Source organism: Roseofilum sp. SBFL, assembly GCF_017746885.1.
In the GTDB taxonomy this organism is placed as follows: domain Bacteria; phylum Cyanobacteriota; class Cyanobacteriia; order Cyanobacteriales; family Desertifilaceae; genus Roseofilum.
This window is the reverse complement of the sequence record NZ_JAGHZH010000076.1, coordinates 1-21270: the sequence shown is the minus strand read 5'-3', so window position 1 is coordinate 21270 and position 21270 is coordinate 1. Positions and strand designations below refer to the sequence as shown.

The 21270-nt window shown below is 45.9% G+C and carries 20 protein-coding genes; 7 read left to right on the top strand and 13 right to left on the bottom strand.

The window, feature by feature from the left end:
• The first annotated feature begins 43 nt into the window (after window positions 1-43).
• The 4 genes from J7545_RS08675 to J7545_RS08660 all read left to right on the top strand — a co-directional run bounded on the left by J7545_RS08675 (window position 44) and on the right by J7545_RS08660 (window position 3503).
• Window positions 44-628: a PAP/fibrillin family protein gene (locus J7545_RS08675; RefSeq protein ID WP_318719454.1), complete on the top strand. Its 585-nt coding sequence runs from the start codon at window positions 44-46 to the stop codon at window positions 626-628.
• A 38-nt stretch (window positions 629-666) separates the two neighbouring features.
• Window positions 667-1488: a PD-(D/E)XK nuclease family protein gene (locus tag J7545_RS08670; RefSeq protein WP_318701119.1), complete on the top strand. Its 822-nt coding sequence runs from the start codon at window positions 667-669 to the stop codon at window positions 1486-1488.
• Window positions 1489-1567: 79 nt separating this feature from the next.
• Entirely contained in the window at window positions 1568-2374 is an 807-nt protein-coding gene (locus J7545_RS08665; RefSeq protein ID WP_413038655.1) for a prohibitin family protein, read from the top strand.
• Between the two features lie 148 nt (window positions 2375-2522).
• Window positions 2523-3503 (top strand): GAF domain-containing protein, encoded by a 981-nt coding sequence (locus J7545_RS08660; protein WP_318719452.1) that lies wholly within the window; start codon window positions 2523-2525, stop codon window positions 3501-3503.
• A 96-nt stretch (window positions 3504-3599) separates the two neighbouring features.
• On the opposite strand, the gene J7545_RS08655 is transcribed toward J7545_RS08660, so the two are convergent.
• Entirely contained in the window at window positions 3600-4178 is a 579-nt protein-coding gene (locus tag J7545_RS08655; protein WP_318719451.1) for a hypothetical protein, read from the bottom strand.
• A gap of 60 nt (window positions 4179-4238) precedes the next feature.
• Between J7545_RS08655 and J7545_RS08650 the strand changes: the two genes are divergently transcribed.
• Window positions 4239-5108, top strand: coding sequence for a hypothetical protein (locus tag J7545_RS08650; RefSeq protein WP_318719450.1), 870 nt, complete (start codon window positions 4239-4241; stop codon window positions 5106-5108).
• Between the two features lie 107 nt (window positions 5109-5215).
• Here J7545_RS08650 and J7545_RS08645 read toward each other — a convergent pair whose 3' ends face one another.
• The 12 genes from J7545_RS08645 to hoxE all read right to left on the bottom strand — a co-directional run bounded on the left by J7545_RS08645 (window position 5216) and on the right by hoxE (window position 18424).
• Entirely contained in the window at window positions 5216-8773 is a 3558-nt protein-coding gene (locus J7545_RS08645) for a CHAT domain-containing protein (protein ID WP_318719449.1), read from the bottom strand.
• 174 nt (window positions 8774-8947) lie between these two features.
• Complete coding sequence (locus tag J7545_RS08640; RefSeq protein WP_318719448.1) at window positions 8948-9346, bottom strand: PIN domain nuclease; 399 nt, start codon at window positions 9344-9346, stop codon at window positions 8948-8950.
• Entirely contained in the window at window positions 9333-9545 is a 213-nt protein-coding gene (locus J7545_RS08635) for a type II toxin-antitoxin system VapB family antitoxin (RefSeq protein ID WP_318701110.1), read from the bottom strand. Before J7545_RS08635 ends, J7545_RS08640 begins: the two co-directional genes overlap by 14 nt.
• Before the next feature lie 169 nt (window positions 9546-9714).
• The gene (locus tag J7545_RS08630; protein WP_318701109.1) at window positions 9715-10401 is read right to left on the bottom strand and encodes a Uma2 family endonuclease; all 687 of its coding nucleotides are present in this window, start codon (window positions 10399-10401) and stop codon (window positions 9715-9717) included.
• Between the two features lie 145 nt (window positions 10402-10546).
• The gene (locus tag J7545_RS08625) at window positions 10547-11977 is read right to left on the bottom strand and encodes a Ni/Fe hydrogenase subunit alpha (RefSeq protein WP_318701107.1); all 1431 of its coding nucleotides are present in this window, start codon (window positions 11975-11977) and stop codon (window positions 10547-10549) included.
• 126 nt (window positions 11978-12103) lie between these two features.
• A complete protein-coding gene (locus J7545_RS08620; protein WP_271937764.1) occupies window positions 12104-12652 on the bottom strand; it encodes an oxidoreductase in 549 nt (182 codons plus the stop codon).
• A gap of 16 nt (window positions 12653-12668) precedes the next feature.
• Window positions 12669-13139: a hypothetical protein gene (locus tag J7545_RS08615; RefSeq protein WP_318701106.1), complete on the bottom strand. Its 471-nt coding sequence runs from the start codon at window positions 13137-13139 to the stop codon at window positions 12669-12671.
• Window positions 13132-13542 carry a hypothetical protein gene (locus J7545_RS08610; protein ID WP_318701105.1) on the bottom strand — a complete coding sequence of 137 codons (411 nt, stop codon included), beginning with the start codon at window positions 13540-13542 and terminating at the stop codon, window positions 13132-13134. The genes J7545_RS08615 and J7545_RS08610 overlap by 8 nt, the downstream gene beginning before the upstream one ends.
• 7 nt (window positions 13543-13549) lie before the next feature.
• On the bottom strand, window positions 13550-14266 hold the full coding sequence (gene hoxU, locus J7545_RS08605) for a bidirectional hydrogenase complex protein HoxU (RefSeq protein WP_318701104.1): 717 nt from the start codon (window positions 14264-14266) through the stop codon (window positions 13550-13552).
• A gap of 162 nt (window positions 14267-14428) precedes the next feature.
• Window positions 14429-16075: a hydroxylamine reductase gene (gene hcp / locus J7545_RS08600; RefSeq protein ID WP_318701103.1), complete on the bottom strand. Its 1647-nt coding sequence runs from the start codon at window positions 16073-16075 to the stop codon at window positions 14429-14431.
• A gap of 107 nt (window positions 16076-16182) precedes the next feature.
• Entirely contained in the window at window positions 16183-17796 is a 1614-nt protein-coding gene (locus J7545_RS08595) for a NuoF family protein (protein ID WP_318719447.1), read from the bottom strand.
• Window positions 17797-17905: 109 nt separating this feature from the next.
• Window positions 17906-18424, bottom strand: a complete 519-nt coding sequence (hoxE, locus tag J7545_RS08590; RefSeq protein ID WP_318701101.1) for a bidirectional hydrogenase complex protein HoxE — start codon at window positions 18422-18424, stop codon at window positions 17906-17908.
• A 205-nt stretch (window positions 18425-18629) separates the two neighbouring features.
• Here hoxE and J7545_RS08585 point away from each other — a divergent pair, with 205 nt between their 5' ends.
• Window positions 18630-18800, top strand: coding sequence for a hypothetical protein (locus tag J7545_RS08585; protein ID WP_318719446.1), 171 nt, complete (start codon window positions 18630-18632; stop codon window positions 18798-18800).
• Between the two features lie 6 nt (window positions 18801-18806).
• A complete protein-coding gene (locus J7545_RS08580; RefSeq protein ID WP_318719445.1) occupies window positions 18807-21002 on the top strand; it encodes an ATP-binding protein in 2196 nt (731 codons plus the stop codon).
• Window positions 21003-21270: the final 268 nt, after the last annotated feature.

The following is a 21270-nucleotide window of genomic DNA, read 5'->3' as shown; positions in this document are numbered from 1 at the left end:
AGCATAGCTGTTAATGGTATAGGTCATTCACTTAGGAGGAATTATGATTGGTAAAGACCGTTTGTTAGAGGCGATCGCCGGCACGAATCGTGGTATATTGGCTTCAGCCACTGAAAAACAGGCCATTTTGTCCTATGTGGTGCAACTCGAAGAGCGTAACCCCAACCCTTGCCCAACCGAGTTTCCGGAACTTCTGAGTGGCGATTGGCGCTTGCTGTATACCACCAGTGCCGAGTTGTTGAATATCGATCGCATTCCCCTGTATCAGTTGGGCCAAATCTATCAATGTATTCGGGTTGATGAGCAGGCGGTTTATAATATTGGTGAACTCGATGGTTTGCCTTATTTAGACTCTCTCGTAAGTGTTCGGGCAAATTTCTCCGTAGTCAATGAGCGGCGGGTGAATGTGCGATTTAATCGAGGAATTTTCGGCCTGCAACGGGTTTTAGGTTATGAATCTCCCTCACAGATGATTGAGAAAATACAAGAGAGCGCCACCTTTTGGCCATTTGATTTCCCCATTAGTGAGGAAAATCAAAAAGGTTGGTTAGATATTACCTATTTAGATCGAGATTTACGCATTAATCGTGGCAATAAGGAGAGTGTATTTGTGCTAGCTCGATGTTAGCGTGCTACGAGCTGGGAAGGGGTAATGAATAATAGGGGATGGAAATGATGGAGCAGTTGAGCTTGCGCCTCTCTCAAGGTCATTTAAATATTTTGAGTACCTGTGGGCGTAAATTTCAATATATCTTTTTGGAAAAAATTCCTTATGTTGTTCCTGTGGAGCAACAGGAAAAATCTGAATGGGGAAGCCAGTTTCATTTGTTGATGCAACAGCGAGAATTAGGGCTACCCATTGAGGGAATTTTGGCACGTGACCCTCAATTTAAACAGGGTTTAGAACGGTTAATCACTGCTGATCCGGGATTGTTTGCAGATGAGGGGGATTTTCGGGAAAGTGAACACCAGCGAACTCTGGAGTTTGAGGGGTATTGGCTAACCGTGATTTATGATTTATTGATTTGCCGATCGCACCAGGCACAAATTATGGATTGGAAAACCCATCTGCAACCGCAAAATAGCGATCGCCTGAAACAGAATTGGCAAACCCGTCTTTATCCCTTTGTATTAGCCGAAACCAGTCATTATCCCCCGGAACAAATTTCCATAACCTACTGGTTTGTCAAAGGTGAAAATTCGTTACATAATCGAGCAACTTCTCTCGAATTTAAGTATAATGACGGGCAACACGAACAAACTAAACTAGAACTAAGTAAACTTTTATGCCAGCTTAATCAAGGGTTAAAGGACTATATCCAGGGAAGTGATTTTCCCCAAGTTCCAGTCAGCTCAAGTGAATGTACTCGATGTCCGTTTGCGCGGCGATGCGATCGCCTCTCCTCTGAAAAAGTGACAGAAGTTACAGTAGATTCTGAATTCTGGTCTCTCCCTCCCCTAGAAAGTATTCCAGAACTCCCCATTTAATAATTCTCGATTACCCATTCCCATTATGAAATCGCCTAATCCTTTTCCCTCAAACTCCCAATTCACCAATCCCCAATTGATGATTCCCGTATTGGGGGCATTTTTCCTAGTATTTATCGGTTTAATTTTTCGTCCCTTTGTCATCGTGAATGCTGGAGAAAGGGGCGTAGTCATGAAATTTGGCAAAGTCCAAGATGTCATATTGGATGAAGGAATTCATCCGATTGTTCCAGTGATGACAACCGTGCAAAACCTCAGTGTACGAGTCCAGAAAAATGATGTCAATGCAGAAGCTTCTTCCCGTGATTTACAAGATGTGGGCATGGAAATTGCCATTAATTGGCATATCGATCCATCACGAGTGAATCGAGTCTTTCAACAAATTGGCAATCACGAACAAATCCTAATTCGGATTATTACGCCCTCGGTTTCCGAAGTCGTGAAAGCCGCAACCGCAAAGAAAAATGCCGAAGAAATCATTACTCGACGCACCGAATTAAAACAGGAAATCGATCAAGCTCTGAAGCAAAGAATTACATCCTATGGCATTTTGATTGATGATGTTTCTCTGGTCAATGTCTCCTTTTCACCAGAATTTTCCAAAGCCATCGAAGCCAAACAAATTGCCGAACAAGAAGCAAAGCGGGCAGACTTTGAAGCCTTGAAAGCAGAAAAGGAAGCCCAAGCGGAAATCAACCGCGCCAAAGGACAAGCCGAAGCGCAACGACTGCAACGACAAACTCTAACACCGATTTTGCTGCAAAAACTAGCCATTGAAAAATGGGATGGTCACTTTCCGACAGTTATGGGCGGCCAAGGTGCGCTACCCTTTATTAATCTATCACCGGAAACTTTAGCCACTCCAGCGCCAGCCCAAAATCCTTGAGCCACTGTTTCCTACTATAAGGTAAACTATCGATGGGTTTTCCTTCAGTAGTCATTTTCGGGAAAGTCTTAAACATAGGGACTTTCAAGGAAGAAAAGGGTTTACCCATTACCAGCGCCAAGCGCTATAATTTCAGGACTAAGGAAAAATGAGCGATCGCCTAGACGAGAACCTAACCGCAGAACTCCATCGTTTGCATCAAGAGATCCGGAATCTGAAACAGGATCAAAAAGCCTTTGAAGCTCAAAATGAACTGCTCCGCACATTTACAAATTTAATGCGGACTTCGACAGGTTCCTTGATGCTGCGATCGGTTTTACAACAAACCTTGAAAATCGCTATTCAGTTTACAGAAGCAGAAGAAGGGAGCTTATTTTTCTTAGATCCAAAGGGAACAGTAGTCGCCAGTGTATTAGCGCGGGGGGCAACCATTCGGGATCATAAACAGGCGATCATTGGTCAAGTCTTAGACAAAGGATTAGCCGGTTGGGTGAATCATCATCGAGACATTGGTTTAATTACTGATACGAAAACCGACGATCGCTGGTTAACCCTTCCTGATGAGCCTTATTTGGTGCGTTCAGCATTAGGTGTGCCCATTTTTCGCTCTCAAACCCTTTTGGGAATTTTAACCCTCATGCATCCTGAACCGGGATATTTTACGGAAGATACCGCAAGTTTAATGGAGAAAACAGCCGAGCAAATGGGGGTAGTGTTGGATAATGTCCGGCTGTATGTAGAATATCAAAAACTCGAGCGTCCCTCTTCCATACCAGAAAAGAGTGCTGAAGAACCCTCCCACGAAGAAGACTCCTTAGACAAGTTAGGATTCTATATGCTCACAGAACGAGGAAAGTTTGTCTATGCGAATCGGCAGTTAGCCAATCTATTTGGCTATCGATTTGCAGAATTAGTCGGTTTAGAGTCATTTCTGGATTTAATGGCAGTGGAAAGTAGGCGCTCTGTATTCGATCAAATTCACGAGTGTTTTCAGGGCGATCGCAAGCGGTTAAGCTATCAGGGTAAAGGTCGATGTAGTGATGGTAAGCTGATAGAGATCGATCTCTATGGAGAACGAACCAAACTCTATGGCAAGTTGGTCATTATTGGTGTAGTCCAGCAATGCTAGAGTAGGAGTTTTTAAACTCTTATAATTGTGATGCCATGCAATGCGAGGTTGCAAATTTTGTGTCAAAGCTGACCCTACATTTACTGATTATTATCGTTATTGACTCAGATAGGGTTTCGCTTGCAACGTAAAGACATTTTGGGATTGATTATATTCTATCTGCTCCACCACATAGAGATGATCGCTGGCAACTTGGAGAATGCCGCGAATTCTGCCTCTAGACAGAAAACTTAAATCGATCCGAAAATGGCCAATGTCTGGATCGAGTTTTTGAATCTGATTGGCAGGAATATCTAAAATTAAAGGCTTTTTCTCTTCTTCACCCTCTTCTCCACGAATCACTAGCCTCCTTCCCGGTGTTAACCAAGTGTCTGAATCTCGATCAAATTGAACTGAAGATACAGTTTCCCAGTCTATCTTTCGACTCTGGCTATCCCGTTCTAGCGTTAGGAATTGTGGATTAATAGCGATCGCTCGTCCCGATAGAGTCGTTCCATTTTTCAGAGCGATCCGGGCAACTTCAGGTAAGGCAACCGTAAGCTGTTGCTGGGTAGATTGAGCTTGGGCAATGCTGGAGGTAAGAGCTATTTTGGATGTGAATACAGGTAGGGAGAAGTTGGCATACCACAGAAGCGTACATCCGAAGAGAGAAGCTACCTTGATTACAGTTTTCATAGCGGCAGAAGAGCAATAAATCCTATACTATTGAGTATAGCTCGTCCCCGATAAACCATTGTGTCTACTCCTACATCCCAGAATGAATCAAGCATTTTACGCCGATTTGCCAGTCTAATTGGCTTGCTGGGAGCTGCTTTGTTTTTTATGGGTTGGATTTATCGTTCGGTCTATTTTTTCCAGTTTAGCCTGGAATTAACGACGTTAGAATTGCCAGTTCAATCTTTTTTTATTGTTCCCATCCAAGTCATTTTAGGGGATACTCGTGCCATTATCCGGGCGATCGTTGCGTTAGGGTTAATGATCAATGGCATTTATGTGACGTTATGGGGGATTAAAAAGTTAGGGAAACTGAATAAGGTGGTCAAAGTTCGCTTGCCCTATCCTCGAAAGTCAAAGAGGCGATGGGTGCGATTTTTATGTCGCCAGATGCACTCTTTAATAACGTTTAATCCTCTGGATTTTGATTCGATTAAGTTTCTGCGCTCCTTGGTTGATGAAACCGTGATTGTGGCTTGGGTATTATTAATTTTATTTCACTTAGCCCAAAGTCAGGCGATCGCCGATGTCAAACGAGATATTGGCCCCAATTCTACGTTACCCGTTGTTACACTAATCACGCCAGAAGATCGACTTCCCCTCGGTAGACTGCTGGAGGATGAATTTATTGACCCCTCTGTGCAAGGCTTTCGCTTTTTCGGGGATCATGAGGCGTTCAAGAATATTCTAGCTAAAGAAAACACAGACGTTCGCGGCAGTAAACCCAGAGTTTGGCGCTTGCTCCTAGAGCGAGATGGTTGGATTTATTTGATTGACACTTCTCTAGAGGAGCCTCAAACCCGAAAAGTCCCTCCTGTCGTTGCCATTCAGAAAAGTATTCACGGCGATCAACTCATGATCCTCAATCCTACATTTCATGGCGATCAATAGCGCTTTGCGCTAGGGAATAGGGAATAGGGAATAGGGAATAGGGTTGTGGAAATTATTTTCCATCAGTCGTCAACGGTTGCGCCCCACTCCCCCATTCCCCCACCATCCTAACGAGGATCGCCAATCAGGATAAACGGTGACCAGAAAAAGGGATGTCTGTTAATTTGATTGAGCTTCGCTTTCCGTAAGGCTTCCCCTTGGGTCATGCCTTCCTGGACATACTGGTAAAAATCGCTCATTAACCGTTGCGTAGATTCATCCGCCACATTCCATAAACTGGCCATCACCGCTTGCGCTCCCGCCCGTTCAAACAGGTAAGCGACTCCAGAAATCAAATTTCCCTCTACGTCGGCTTCGCGGGCGGTTTGGCAGGCGCTGAGGGCAATGAGTCGGGTGTGGTTCAACCCCAGTAAAGCAGCATCGGTGATGGGCCAGGTGGTATCGGCAAATAGAATGGTGTTGGCTGCCATGTCCAACTTTTTACACCCATCTTTTTGAAAACAGCCGTGGGTAGCCAGATGGAGGAAGGCAAACTTGGGCGCTTGGGTTTTGAACTGTTCTAGGGTAGCGCCATGATTCAGGTAAGCTTGACTGTTGGCAAACAGTTGGGTAATAGTGTTGACTTCTGCCTCCGCTCCGGGTAGATGTTGCGGAGGGTGCGGAACTGGGTTACCGAAAGCGAGAATAGCATTAGATTTAGCGCTGGGTTGGCGGTTGGGGGGCGTTTTCGAGAGGCGAGTCAGGTAGTTGATGGGGTATTTTTCGATTAACTGTTGGTCGCCTTCTTCGTCGTAGAGGGTTTCAAAGGGGAGATAGCGCAGTTGTCCGGTGGCGATGATGCTCAGGTGTTGCGGTTGATAGGCGTTGATTTGGCTTTCGATGGGACGGATGAGAATGTTGTAGAGTTCGGCGCTGGTTTCGGTGTAGGTGGTATCGCTACGATCTTGCAGTTGTTCCAGGTATTGGTCAAGGAGTTGGTTAAACTGCTCCACATCCAGGGAGGTTTGCACCACCTGGAAACTGTCGCGGGTGAGCAGAAACAGAGCCAGGGTATTGGGAACGTTCGTAACATTGGCGAGGGGAACGGGTTGCAGGACAAGGGTTCCTGCGGGGATGGTGGCTTGTAGTTGCTCGATGTCGGTGGGAGTGGTTTCAAAAATATCGGCTACTTCGGGGAACTGTTGGGCTATTTCTTCTCCAAGTTTAATATTTTCGGTCTCTAGGGTACTGATGCGGCGGGAAAGTTCATCGGAGGAGTCGAGTTGCAGTTGTCGTCTCAGGCTTTCGATTTGTTGCCAGCGCTGGTTATATTCGTCGATGAGTTCTTGAGCTTCGGGGTTTTCGACTTTGGCTCCGAGGAGGCGAGTATAGTCGGCCAGTTCGTAGGTGGTGACGCGGTTGATCCAGGTAAAGGCTTCTTTGGGTTGGTTTTGTTGGATGAGCAGGGAAGTTAGGGCAATAGCTGGGCCTTGGTTAGTTGCAATAAACGTTTTCCGATTTTCTTGCTTCAGGTTGCTGCGAAAACTGAGAGTAATTTCTAGAGATTCTTTCCAGTATTCAATAGCTTTTTCAGGTTGATCCGTATCTCGGTAAACCGCAGCGATATTACTCAACGTCGCCGCTTCTGTTCCTCGGTGTTGCACTGCTTGGGAAATGAGTAAGGCTTGTTGAAAATACTCTATGGCTTGTTGCGGTTCTCCAATGTTGGCGTAAACTCCCCCCCAATTATTCAATGTCGTTGCCTCTCCCACTCGGTCTTGCAGTTCTCGGCGAATGGGTAAGACTTGTTGAAAATACTCTATGGCTCGTTGTAGTTCTCCAATACCTTGGTAAGTCGATCCCAAATTATTCAACGTCTCCGCCTCTACCCGCCGGTCCTGCACTTCTTGGGAAATGGGTAAGGCTTGTTGATAATACTCTATGGCTCGTTGCGGTTCTCCAATGTTGGCGTAAGCTGCTCCCAAATTAGTCAATGTCATCGCCTCTCCGCCTCGGTCTTGCGCTTCTCGGTGAATGGGTAAGGCTTGTTCATAATACTCTATAGCTCGTTGCCGCTCTCCAATACTCTCGTAAACTACCCCCAAATTATTCAACGTCCACGCCTCTCCCCGTCGGTCTTGCACTTCTCGGCGAATAGGTAAGGCTTGTTGATAATACTCTATGGCTCGTTGCGGTTCTCCAATGTTGGCGTAAGCTGCTCCCAGATTAGTTAATGTCGTTGCCTCTCCACCTCGGTCTTGCACTTCTCGGTAAATGGGTAAAGCTTGTTGATAATACTCTATAGCTTGTTGCGGTTCTCCAATTTTGGTGTAAGCTGCTCCCAAATTATTCAATGTTGTCGCCTCTCCACCTCGGTCTTGCACGTCTTGGCGAATGGGTAAGGCTTGTTGATAATATTCTATGGCTCGTTGCGGTTCTCCGATGTTGTCGTAAACTGCTCCCAAATTAGTCAATGTCATTGCTTCTCGTCCTCGGTCTTGTGCGTCTCGGACAATTGGTAAGGCTTGTTGATAATATTCTATGGCTCGTTGCGGTTCTCCAATGTTGCTGTAAACTAACCCCAAACCATTCAATACCGTTGCCTCTCCGCCTCGGTCTTGCACTTCTCGGACAATGGGTAAGGCTTGTTGATAATACTCTATAGCTCGTTGCGGTTCTCCGATGTTGTCGTAAACTACCCCCAAATTACTTAACGTCGTCGCTTCTCCTCCTCGGTCTTGCACGTCTCGGCGGATGGGTAAGGCTTGTTGATAATACTCTATGGCTTGTTGCAGTTTTCCAATGCCATGGTAGATTAACCCTAAACTATTCAATATAGTAGCTTCTCCCCTTCTGTCTTGCACTTCTCGGTAAATGGGTAAGGCCTGTTGATAATACTCTATGGCTCGTTGGGGTTCTCCGATGTTGTCGTAAACTAACCCCAAGTTATTCAACGTCGTCCCCTCTCCTCTGCGGTCTTGCACATCTCGGAGAATGGGTAAGGCTTGTTGATAATACTCTATAGCTTGTTGATGTTCTCCGATGTTATCGTAAACTAACCCCAAATTATTCAACGTCTTCCCCTCTCCTCTGCGGTCTTGCACATCTCGGAGAATGGGTAAGGCTTGTTGATAATACTCTATAGCTCGTTGAGGTTCTCCAATGCCCTGGTAAACTCCTCCTAAATTATTCAAACTCATTGCCTCTCCTTGTCGATCTTGCATTTCTCGAAGAATAGATAAGGCTTGTTGATAATATTTGATAGCTTGTTGGGGTTCTCCAATGTTGTCGTAAACGAACCCTAAATTATTCAAAGTCGTCGCTTCTCCCTCTCTGTCTTTCACTTCTCGGAAAATGAGTAAGGCTTGTTGATATACCTCCAATGCTGTTTGAAATTTTCCCATATCATGAGAGTTGCTCCCAATAAATAGCCATGATATAGCTTCGATTGGCTTAATTTTTAACTGTTGTGAAATTGATAAAACTTGCCGCCAGACTTCTAGAGCTTGTTGGGGTTTTCCCTGTTGTTGTAGTTGAATACCTTGATCCATTAACGGTTCTATAGCTGCCCGAATTTCTTGCGCTGAAGGTTGCCGACTTTGCGCCCAACTGGGTTGCTCTGCCACCGTCACCATTACCGGAGTCATCCACACTCCGAGCGCTACCAGAGTTCCGACGATTCTCATATCAATTAACAATTAATAATTAACAATGATGGAGTGTTTCTATTGTATCGAAAATTTCTCTGGTGGGTGCGAGAAGGGCAAAGAAATCGGGTTTCTCGCTCCTCTCCATCGCAGGTTGCATCTGTGGGAAGAAACCCGGTTTCTAACAGCCGCAAGAAGCACGGAGAAATGGGGTTAAGGTTGAAAGCGTAGATGATTAAGGCTTGTGACTCTGGTAATGGTTTCAAAGTCGCGGTCATTGTGAATTAACGTTAAGTGATGGGCGATCGCCAATTGAGCAATGCAACAATCAATACTACTCCGAACCGTTAACCCCTGTCGCTGCAAATCGTAATATATTCTGGCAGCAGCCACCCAAGTCTCAGCCGTTGCTTCAATATAATCCTGATCTTGGAGATACGTTTCTAACAGCCTCCACTCCCGTTCATCTCGGCAACCTTGCAACAGTTCCATCTGAGTAAATCGGCTTAAAAAAATGGGTTGTTCATTAATAATTTCCTCCAATGATTGGCGAGTTGCACCGGTACGATCTCTGAAAACACTAATCCAAACTGAAGTATCAATCAGAAACATTTCGATTTGACCGTAACTCCTTATAATCGGTGTTATCTGAAAATTGAATTTGTCCGCTCAAATCCAGTAAATTTCGCTTTTTGCGCGTACGAATTAGTTCTTGTAGAGCCAAATTAATCAATTCTTGTTCAGTTTGACAATCTGTTAAACTGAACGCCTCGTTAACCAAATCTTCGTTAAGTTCAATGGGAGCTTTCATCTTAAGAACTCATTTTACAATCTAAGCCAGATATGCAGCTTTATATTTAACCATTGTACCGTATCCGAAGACAGGATTCAAGAGTTAAAGCAAGGAACAAAGAAACCGGGTTTGTCGCTCCTCTCTATCGCGGGTAGCATCTATGGGTAAAAACCCGGTTTCTAATTCCCTAAAGATTCGATAAAAACTGGACGAAATCTTGATGCTCTTCTGTCGCAATTCCTGCTTGCAAAACTTGCAATACCTGGGCTAAATCCCCCCTCAAAAGAGCCGGAACATCTAACCATAATCCCGGATACACTTCACTGGGAATTATCCCTTGTTCGTTGGCTTCTAACTTCTCATACTCACTCCCTCGCAGTCGAAACCAATCTATCTCATTATCCTGGACGCGCCATACCAGATATTCTTGCACCTGATGGCGACAATAAACCTGCAACTTATCATGTAGATCGAGGGATACGGTAGAAGCGGCTATTTCTACCACTAACTCCGGCGCTCCTTCCACATATCCCGCATCATTAATTCTAGATAATCCTTCCTTCTGAAGTCGCAGTAAACCATCCGGTTGCGGTTCATTTTTGTTATCTAAAATTACGGTACAATTATCTCCACTTTCTACACCCTGAGTCATTGCCTCATAATAAAATAACCAACCCATAATATGACTGTGAGGTTTGCCATGTTGCTTGATCCGTAACGCCGATGCCATATAGACTATTCCTTCAATTAATTCCGCTTTCTTGAGTTCCGGCATGTTGTTGTAGCGCCGTTCAAATTCTGCGCGAGAGAGACGATCGCCGTTTTCCAGCCGTGGAATTTCTATATTTTGAGTAATAATTGTACTAAATATCATACTTATTTTCGTTATCCCATCGCTTGAGATTGATCGCCAAGATTATAACCTGAGTCAAAAGAAACCGGGTTTCTGAGGCTACCTCAATGTAAGAGGTACACTGGCTCGGAGAAACCCGGTTTCTGTTTCTGGCGATCGCTAGAATTTAATCCCGATAAAGCTGGTGTGCAATACTACCATCGGGTCGCACTAACTCTAGATGCAACGGCATTTGTCCTATGGCATGAGTCGAGCAGCTCAGACAGGGATCGTAGGCGCGAATACCGGCTTCTGTACGGTTGAGCATGGCTTCAGGAATCTCATTGCCGTGGATATAATGTTTGGCAATTTGAGTCACGGTTTTATTCATCGCCAGGTTATTTTGACCGGTGGCAATAATCAGGTTAACTTTCTCAATTAAGCCCTGTTCGTCCACTTTATAGTGATGGAAAAGGGTTCCTCTCGGCGCTTCGCTGACTCCAATTCCTTCTAAATTATTAATGCCTCCAGTGGCGCGAACGCGGGACGAAACCACATCAGGATCGTCTACCAATTGTTCTAAGCGCTCCAGACACGCCATGATTTCAATCAGTCGAGCATAGTGGTAGTAGAAGGAAGAAGTGGCAACCCGTCCACCCGCGCGATCGCGCATTTCCTGTAATTCTCGGTCTGCATTCGGCACTCCCACGCGATCGCACACATTCAACCGCGCTAAAGGACCAACGCGATAGATGCCATCGGGATATCCTAGAGGTTTATAGTAGGGGAATTTCAAATACGACCAATTTTCCACCGCTTCGCCGATAAAGTCTTGATAATTATCCTCGCTCAACTGATCGGCAATGATATTCCCCTCACTGTCAATAAAGCGCAGATGACCGCCATAATGTTCCCAACTGCCATCAGCTCCAACTAAGCCCATAAATAAGGAAGAGAACTTACCAAAAACTTCGGCTTCTGTGGTTAACTCGCTATCCAATAGGCGCTTAAACAAAGCTAGAGCTTTCTCCGTCACTGCGCGCGACTCCGGTAGACGCTCCTTGATCCAAGCGCGACCTTCGTCTGAAAGGGGCGATCGCACCCCACCCGGAACTGCCCAGGCTGAATGAATTTTCCTCGCACCTAACAGTTCAATAATCGTTTGTCCAAACTGCCGCAGGCGAATTCCTTCCCGTGCCAACTCTGGATCGGCGGCAATTAAACCAAATACATTTCGAGTTGCTGGATCGCTCTCCCATCCCAGCAAAAAATCCGGACTGCTGAGGTGGAAAAAGCTCAAAGCATGGGATTGAGTCAACTGAGCTAAATTCATCATTCGCCGTAGTTTTTCCCCTCCCGGAGGCACTTGTACTGCTAAGATTTTATCTCCAGTTTTGGCAGCAGCTAACAGGTGACTTACGGGACAAATTCCACAAATTCGGGCGGTAATACCAGCCATTTCAAACATCGGTCGCCCTTCACAGAATTTCTCAAATCCGCGAAATTCAACAACATGAAACTGGGCATTTTCCACTTCTCCCGCATCATCTAAGAAGATAGAAATTTTGGCATGACCTTCAATACGGGTTACGGGATCGATAACAACTTTTCTACTCATGGCGGTGTTCTCCTTTATCGGGTTTTTGGGTGGGGATGAATGGGGTTGGGGTGGGTTTACACAAACCTGGGTGGGATGCCTAAATTTGGGTTAACCTGCCCCTACAGGTTTTTGGGTGAGGATGGGTTAGCCAAATTTAATCATTTCCCGTCCTTCCATGGTTGGCGTTTGTCCTTCTAATAAAGGCGCGATCGCCGCTTTGATGCGATCGGCTGGCGGTGGACATCCGGGAATAAACAAATCCACTTTAATCGTTTCATGAAGCGGGCGGACTTTATCGAGTAATTCCGGCACAATTCCCGGCTCATTGGGCAATTGGGGAGTGGTATCTCCCAGTTCCAAATAACAGCGTTTCAATACCGGTTCCGTTCCTCCCAACATATTCCGCATGGCGGGAACATTGGCTGTTACTGCACAATCTCCAAAGGAAATCACGGTTTTCGTTCTCTCGCGAACTTTCAGGGCGAGTTCTAAGTTTTCCTCGTTGGCGATCGCCCCTTCAACTAAGCAGACATCTACGTTTTCTGGATATTCCTTAATATCTGAGCCGACGGGAGAGTAAACCACATCGACTTTTTCCGCTACATCAAATAGAAATTCATCTAAGTCCAAAAAGGACATATGACAGCCCGAACATCCTGCCAGCCAAACCGTTGCCATTCTAATCTTTGCCATGGTGTTCTCTCCTGTTTTAGTTTCCATTCAATAGGTACTGTGCTTGTTTATCTAGAATTTCTTGGAACTTCACTCCCCTCCATTCACTTAATAATTCAGCGATCGCGTCTAAGGACTCAAAATTACCGGAAGCCAATATGCGGCTTGCTTGTTGTCCTTGGAGCATAGCAACTAACAGGCTACAAAAGTCTCGGACTCCAAATCCAATAGGAGACTCTTTAACTCTCCAATTATCGACTGTACTTGCATAGCCAAATATGGCATTGACAGCCATTTGAATTGACTCTTTATAGATCATCAAAAAGCGCACAAAACCATTCACATCTTGAGCAAGATCGCAGAGTTTATCTACAGATTCATAAGGAATACTAGAGTATTCTGCATGATGAGAGCCAAGAGATTCACAACTCTCCAGAACTTCTAAGAACTGCTGTTCGATTAATTCTGACTTCGATAAACTCGCTCTGATATCAAGGGGTTTATTCATGGTTTTGTTTTCTCCATTCCAGTAGTCTAAGTGACCAAGGATAACGAGCTTGTGCTAACTGATGAGCATCTTGAATGGTCATAGATTTGTTAATCACTAAGTTAGATTCAAAAACTTCATGGTTTAACAATAGTTCATCACATTCATTACCTTCACCGTTAGCTAGTCGTTGCCAGGCTTGTGCCATCCATAAATCTGGGCTAAATCCCCAGGTACGCACTCCATCACCAAAGGCATAATTTTTAGCTCGTTTAACCTCTTCAATATCGAGTTGATAGTGTTGGGCAATTTTAGGGATATCGTCAGTATCTTCGATGATCTTATCGTAGGCTTCGATCGCCACTTTAAGATACTTACGTTCATAATAACTGAGATGATCCCAGCGATCGCCACCTTGAGCCATGTGAGGATTATCTTGTCCATTGGTGTTTGGTGCGAGCAGTGACGAGGAATTCTAGTTTTTCGCGATCGCTTTCTTTTTCTGCGGTAGTGGTTCCCTTGCGGAAAATTGATCCCGTAGGACAAGCATTGACACATTTACCACAGGAGGTACAAGCACTGACTTCACCCCAAGGTTGATTTAAACCGGAGATAATTTTGGCTGTACCTCCCCGTCCAGAAACATCCCAAACATGGGCCCCTTCAATCTGATCGCAAACGCGCACGCAACGAGTACAGAGAATACATCGGTTGTGATCGATACCAAATTGAGGATGGGAAACATCCACTTCTCGGTTGGGGAAGCGATACTCAAAGCGGGAATGATCCATGCCAACGGCGATCGCCACATCCTGAAGTTCACAGTTGCCATTTGCGACACAAAAGGCACAAAAATGATTACCTTCAGAGAAGAGCAACTCTACCGTCATCCGCCGATAATCTTGCAGTTTTGCCGTTTGCGTTTGCACCTCCATGCCTTCGGAAACCTCAGTGACGCAAGCTGGCAGTAACTTCGGAATACCAGTAACTTCGACTAAACAGAGGCGACAAGCACCCACATCAGAGATGCCATCTAAGTGACACAGGGTTGGGATCTCAACCCCTGCTTCTTTGGCTGCCTCTAAAAGCGTGGAGCCTTCTTCAATGGCAACATCAATTCCATCAATAGTTAGGGTTTTTACAGACATAGTGTTCTCCAAAATTAGGGAATAGGGAATAGGGAATGGGGAATGGGGAATGGGGAATGGGGAGTGGGGAATGGGGAGTGGGGGAATGGTTAATATATCAATCTCTGTGTTCCCCTATCTCCCTATCCCCCCATCTCCCTATCCCCCCATCTCCCCATCTCTCTATCCCCCGGCCAAACAAGCTGCCAAATCCGCCTCTGGGGTAGAAATCGGTTGCAAGTTATAGGTCTCGGAGAGCAACTTAAACACATTGGGAGTTAAGAACGCGGGCAGAGTTGGCCCTAAGCGGATATCTTTAATTCCCAAATGGAGCAAGGTGAGTAAAACGGCGATCGCCTTTTGCTCGTACCAAGACAGCACCATCGATAAGGGCAGTTCGTTCACATCCATCTCAAAAGCATTCGCTAGACCCAGAGCAATTTGAATCGCAGAATAGGCATCATTACATTGCCCCACATCCAATAAGCGCGGAATCCCTCCAATGGTTCCCAATTGCCGATCAAAGAAGCGGAATTTTCCACAAGCGAGCGTCAAGACTACGCAATCTTGGGGCACTTTTTCTACAAATTCCGTATAGTAGTTGCGATCGGGTTTTGCACCATCACAACCCCCCACCAGGAAGAAATGGCGAATTTTACCCTGTTTAACTGCATCAATAATGGTCTCACTCACGCTTAACACCGCATTGCGAGCAAACCCGGTCATCACCTGGCGAGGTTCAGTGTCTTCAGTAAACCCTTCCATGGTTTTTGCCCTTGAAATCACCAAACTATAATCCACAGTGTCATCAAGGGTCGGTAAATGGATAATTCCAGGAAAACCAACCGGCCCAACCGTGTATAGATGCTCTTCATAAGTCTCATGGGGAGGCATCAGGCAGTTGGTCGTAATGACAACCGGGCCGGGGAATTTGGCAAAGTCGCGGGTTTGATTTTGCCAAGCTGTACCATAGTGACCATACAGATGGGGATAGCGCTCTTTGAGCTGGGGATATCCATGGGCTGGAAGCAGCTCGCCATGGGTATAAACCGTAATACCACTGTCTAGGGTTTTTTCGAGTAGAGCCGCGAGTTGCTTAATATCATGACCTGAAACCAGGATCGCCTTGCCTGGTCTGGGGTTAAGGGGTACGGTAGTGGGTACAGGATGACCGTAGGTTTCGGTATGACCCGCATCTAAGCAAGCCATCGCTTTCAGGTTCATTTCTCCTATTTTCAGCGCTAAAGCCACCCACTCCTCTAAGGTCAAGTGGTCTCGATCGACTGCCTGTAAGGCTTGATGGCAGAACTGGTAAATATCGGGGTCTTCTTGACCGAGTTCGTAGGCATGGAAGGCATAGGAAGCTGTACCTTTGGCTCCATAGAGTACCAGCAACTTCAGGGCAAAGATATCGGGGTTGCCCTTGGCGGACTCTAGCAAGCGAGCCGTGAGGTTTTCCCCCTGTTCGGCTAAACTTTCGGTAAAGTCGGGTTGATAGTCGGCAATTTCGGGCCACTCAATGCTCGCAGATTGGGCAATTTGAACTTTCAGGTCTTCCCGCAGGGCGATCGCATGACGAATTAAATTGGCAAAATAACGCTGGTCAAAGTTGACATTCGTCATCGTGGTAAACAGGCTCTCGCAGGTAAAGCGATCGACTTCTAAAATCGATAATCCTAGTTCTCCAGCTTTTAGAGCTACGGGAGCTAAACTTCTAAGGCAATAGACCAAGAGGTCTTGAACACCATTGACGGCTGGACTTTTCCCACAAGCGCCCCATTGGTGACAACCTTGACCACTGGCGGTTTGTTCGCATTGTTCACAAAACATAATTGAATTTCACTCCTTATGAGGCAACAGGAATAGGGGCGGGTTTACCGAGATTTAGGTAGGAAGGCAATAGGGTTAGTGAACCCGCTCCTACTATGGATGGAGGGTTAAGCCTTAACAGCTAAGAACTCCTCATACTCAGATTTGAAATAGCGCAAGGTACTCAACACCGGGTTGGGCGCACTCATGCCTAACCCACATAAGCTGGTTACACGCACCATCTGACAAAGATTTTCTAGGGTTTCCAAGTCTGCAAGGGTTCCCTTTCCTTTAATGACTTTGGTCAACAGTTCGTACATTTGCACGGTTCCAGTTCGACAGGGAATGCATTTGCCACAAGACTCTTCCTGGCAAAATTCCATGTAAAATTGGGCCACCTGTACCATGTTGGTGGAGTCATCCATGACCACCATTCCTCCTGAACCCATCATGGAACCGAGTTTAGTCAGAGAGTCATAGTCTACGGGGGTATCCATATATTCGGCTGGAATACAACCCCCAGAGGGCCCACCGGTTTGCACTGCTTTCACTTTGCCGCCATCGGGGACTCCGCCCCCCATCACTTCGACAATTTCCCGTAAGGTAATTCCCATGGGCACTTCAATCAGGCCGTTATTGCAGACTTTTCCGGTGAGGGAGAAAATTTTGGTGCCTTTGCTTTTTTCTGTACCAATACCTGCAAACCAGTCTGAACCATTGCGGATAATGGGGGCAATGTTACCCAGGGTTTCTACGTTATTGATTAAGGTGGGTTCTCCCCAGAGTCCGGAAACAGCAGGATAGGGAGGACGAGGCCGAGGGACTCCACGTCCGCCATCGATGGAGGCAATGAGGGCCGTTTCTTCGCCGCAAACGAAGGCTCCTGCACCGACTCGAATGGCGATGTTAAAGTCAATTGATGAGCCGAGGATACCGGAGCCGAGGAAGCCTTGCCGTTTGGCTTGTCTGATGGCCTTTTCGAGGCGGGTAATGGCGAGGGGATATTCGGCACGGACGTAGATGTAACCTTGGTTGGCTCCGACGGCGTATCCGGCGATCGCCATTCCTTCTAAAATCCGATGAGGATCGCTCTCGAGTACAGAACGATCCATAAATGCGCCGGGGTCTCCTTCATCGGCGTTACAAATAACATATTTTTGTCCAGAGGGCATTTTAGCCATGGTCGCCCACTTTAATCCGGTAGGATAACCTGCACCTCCCCGTCCCCGGAGTCCAGCTTTGGTAATTTCTGCGATTACCTCTTCTGGAGACATTTCATAGACGGCATGATACAAGGACTGATAGCCGCCCATGACCAAGTATTCACCAATACTTTCTGGGTCAATTTTGCCGCTGTATTCACGCACAATGGGGAACTGACGACTAAAGAAGGGATGATTAGGATCGCCTTGATTGGCTGTAACTTCTCCTCCCTTTAAGCCGTCAATGATGGAGGGGGCTTGCGCTGGAGTCACTTTTTCATAATAGAGTCCATTAGCTGCTTCTGAAGATTCCGAATCGATCTGAACAATGGGCCCTTGGCCACAAAATCCCATGCAACCTACGCCAACAATTTGCACCTCTTCTTGCAAGCCTTGATCTTTAACGGCTTGTTCCATACCTTTTTTGACGGCTAAAGATTGAGCGGCTTGGCATCCAGTTGATGTACAACAATGAACTCTGGTGGGTTTCTGGGCTTGTTTCTCCTGTTCGGCTAGGTCTTGCAGTTCGCTAAATTCCATAAGTGTTCTCCGTAATTGTTATGTGTACCGAGTGGGGGAATGGGGAATAGGGAATAGGGAATAGTTTCTATTTCACCGTGTCTCCGTGTCCCTGCGTCAGGAACGTCCCTCACTCCTGCCAGCCTTTTATGCGCTCAATCACCGATTCTGGGGTTTGCTGGGCAGCCACTTGACCATCAAACACAACAGCAGGGGCGATGCCGCACGCTCCGATACACCGAGCAGTAACGAGAGAAACTTGTCCGTCGGGAGTGGTTTCTCCAGAATGAACGCCAGTATGTTCTTCGAGGGCGGCTAAGACTTTATCTCCTCCTTTGACGTAGCAGGCTGTTCCCATACACACGACGCAGGTATGAGCGCCAGCCGGTTTGAGGGAGAAGAGATGATAGAAGGTTGCGACTCCATAGACTCGACTCAGGGGGAGTTTGAGGTTGCGGGCAATGTATTCTAGGACTTCTTCTTCAAGATAACCAAAGGCTCCTTGGGCTTTGTGAAGGATTTCAATCAGAGCATCTTGGCGATATTGATTGCGCTTCATGGTTACATCTAGGGCTTTGAAGCGTTTGTCTTTGGCCGCAGGCTTGGCCGGTTTTTTGTCTGAGGTGGGAGGGGCGACTGAAGATTGCATAGTCTGTGTTGAATTTTGGGTGTTCTTAAGTTTCTATTGAAGCGCTAAATGGAGGAAAATTTTCATTTTTTTATAAAGATTTTCAGTAAAATCTAGATTCTTTTTGACAATCTTTTTGTTGTTTAATCTTGGATTTAAGTGGGCTTAAGTTTTGAGAAAATCTCTATAAAATAATGCTAATTTTAATGTCTGACTTTATGTTTTTATGAATTTTTGTAAAATGGAAATCTATGGGGTGCGATCGCAATCTAGATCGAAAACCGAGCCACCTGACCTCAAGAAATGTAAAGTTATGCGAAGATATATATTGTCAGTTGAGTACATTGGTGAAGATAATGCCATGCTTGTATCCCCCAAACCCATTGACCGAGAATAAACTGCCATGGATCTACAGCGTCTTCAAGAAGAACAAGAATTAATTTTGTCCCAAATGGACAATGCGATCGCTCTATTCGACGCTTCCCATCACTTGGTCTTGTTTAACCAGAAGTTGGCTCAGTTGTGGGAAGTTGAGCTTGAGTATCTACAAAAACAGCCCCATATTGAAACGGTGATTAGCCACTTAATCCATCAAGGCTATTGGAGTCCAGGAGAATGTCAAGAACTCAAATCCAGAATTATCGGATCGGCAAAAACGGATGTAGTCATTGAAGTCGAACAATCTAATGGAATTCATTTAGAAATTTCAACAACAGCGACCTCTAACCAAGGACGGTTACTGATTTTCCGCGATGTGACCCGCGATCGCCAAGCACTCAAACAAGCAGCCCTGATGGAAGAAAGCTTAAATGCAGAGGTCAAGCGTCTACGTTTCCTGTTAGGCCTCAATGAACGGCTACAGACCCCAGTTTCCCTGAAAGATATGGGTCAATATGCCCTGAATTATCTCATAGAAACGATGGACTCAGCATTTGGGGATATTAAAGTGATTAGCGGAGAAGGGGAGGAACGACTAGCCGGCCCCTTAACCAATAATATTTCCGGTCAATTTATTGCCAGTTGTGGTAAACCCGTGGTGGAAGAAATGGAATCCTTACTACAAAAAGGCATTCCCCAGGGTCAAGGTTTGCTCTGGGAAGTTGTCCGGACCGGAGAACCCTTATTTATTGAAAATTACTGTAACCATCCCCAATCACTAGAGATATTTCGCCATCCGAACATTGGCCAATTGGGTATTTTTCCCATTCCTACCTCCGATGGTCGGGTGATTGGGGTGTTAACCTTGGAATCGCGCAATATACACCGACTGGAAAAGTCTCCCCAGCAGGATATGCTCATCGCGGCCTGTCGGACTTTGGGCGTAGCGATTGAGCGGGCTAGCGCTCAGGAAACCCTGCATCAAATTAATCAAGATTTAGAGCGAGCTTCTCAATTAAAATCGGAGTTTCTGGCTTCTATGTCCCATGAACTACGAACTCCACTCAATAGTATTTTAGGCTTCTCCGATTTATTGCTCCGCCAGCGCTCTGGTCAACTGAATGAACGGCAACAAAATCAGGTAAAGGCGATCGCCTCTAGCGGAAAACATTTGCTCTCTCTGATTAATGAGATCCTGGATTTATCGAAAATAGAGGCGGGTAAATCGGAACTAGATCTACAAATTCTGGGCATTCATGAGCTATGTACGGATTGTCTGAAGATGATCCAACCCCGCGCAGATAAAAAACGACAAATTCTCTCCCTAGAATTAGATTATCGTTTGGATCAAGCCTTGCTCGATGAACGGCGTATCCGTCAAATTTTAGTCAATCTGCTCTCCAATGCGGTGAAGTTTACTCCGGAGAAGGGACAGATTAAACTCAAGGGCAGATTAGCATATGGGGAAGAATTAGCCCAAGAAAATCGCTGCGATCGCTCCCCCATTAATCAGAGTACTCCCTATCTCTGTTTAGAAGTCCAAGATACAGGTATTGGCGTTCCCAAAGATCAACAACATTTACTCTTTCGTCCCTTTCAACAAATTGACTCCTCTTTAACTCGTCGTCATGAGGGAACAGGTTTGGGTCTTTCCCTAACCAAACGACTGGCTGAACTCCATGGGGGAACTCTCTCGTTTGAGTCCCAAGAGGGTAAAGGTAGCGTGTTTCGAGTTTGGTTACCCCTGACGGGAATGAGTCGTTTATCTGCTAAGGATATGGACGCGAACCAAGAGGGTCCTCCCATCGGCGATCCTCCTAAAGAAGTGAATGGGAAGCGGGTGTTGGTGGTGGAAGACCAACCCTATAATCAAGCTTTGATTTCTGAGATCCTGGAGTTGGAAGGCTATAGTGTGGAATTGATCGCTGATGGTCAAGTGATGGTCAACACTATTGAGTCTCCCTTGGTAACACAACAAAATTTACCGGCATTAATCTTGATGGATGTACAGTTGCCAGAAGTGGATGGTTTAGAGTTAGTCCAACGCTTGAAGGCCAATCCTCTGTGGAAAGAGGTTCCGGTGATTATTGTGACTGCAATGGCGATGGCTGGCGATCGAGAACAATGTATGAAAGCGGGAGCAGATGGCTATTTGAGTAAGCCTTTGGACTTTGAGGACGTGGTGGAAGTCATTCAACAGGTTCAGCACAAGACTGAGTAGGCGATCGCGGATCGTAGAGATAGAATCGTTAATAATTACCCCTCTTCTGTCACTCTTGGAAATTCTAACGAATTTCCGTCATTACAGCCTGCGATCGCCAACGAAAGAATGAGGGTTTGAGGCCCCTTTTTGGGAAAGTGACAGAAGAGGGTTACAGCGCTTCGCGCTGCTATGAGGTACATTGTCGATCATAGATTCGAGTTGTCATTGCGACCGCAGGGAAGCAATCGCCAAGATTTGGGGATTTTGCGATTGCTTCATTCCACTT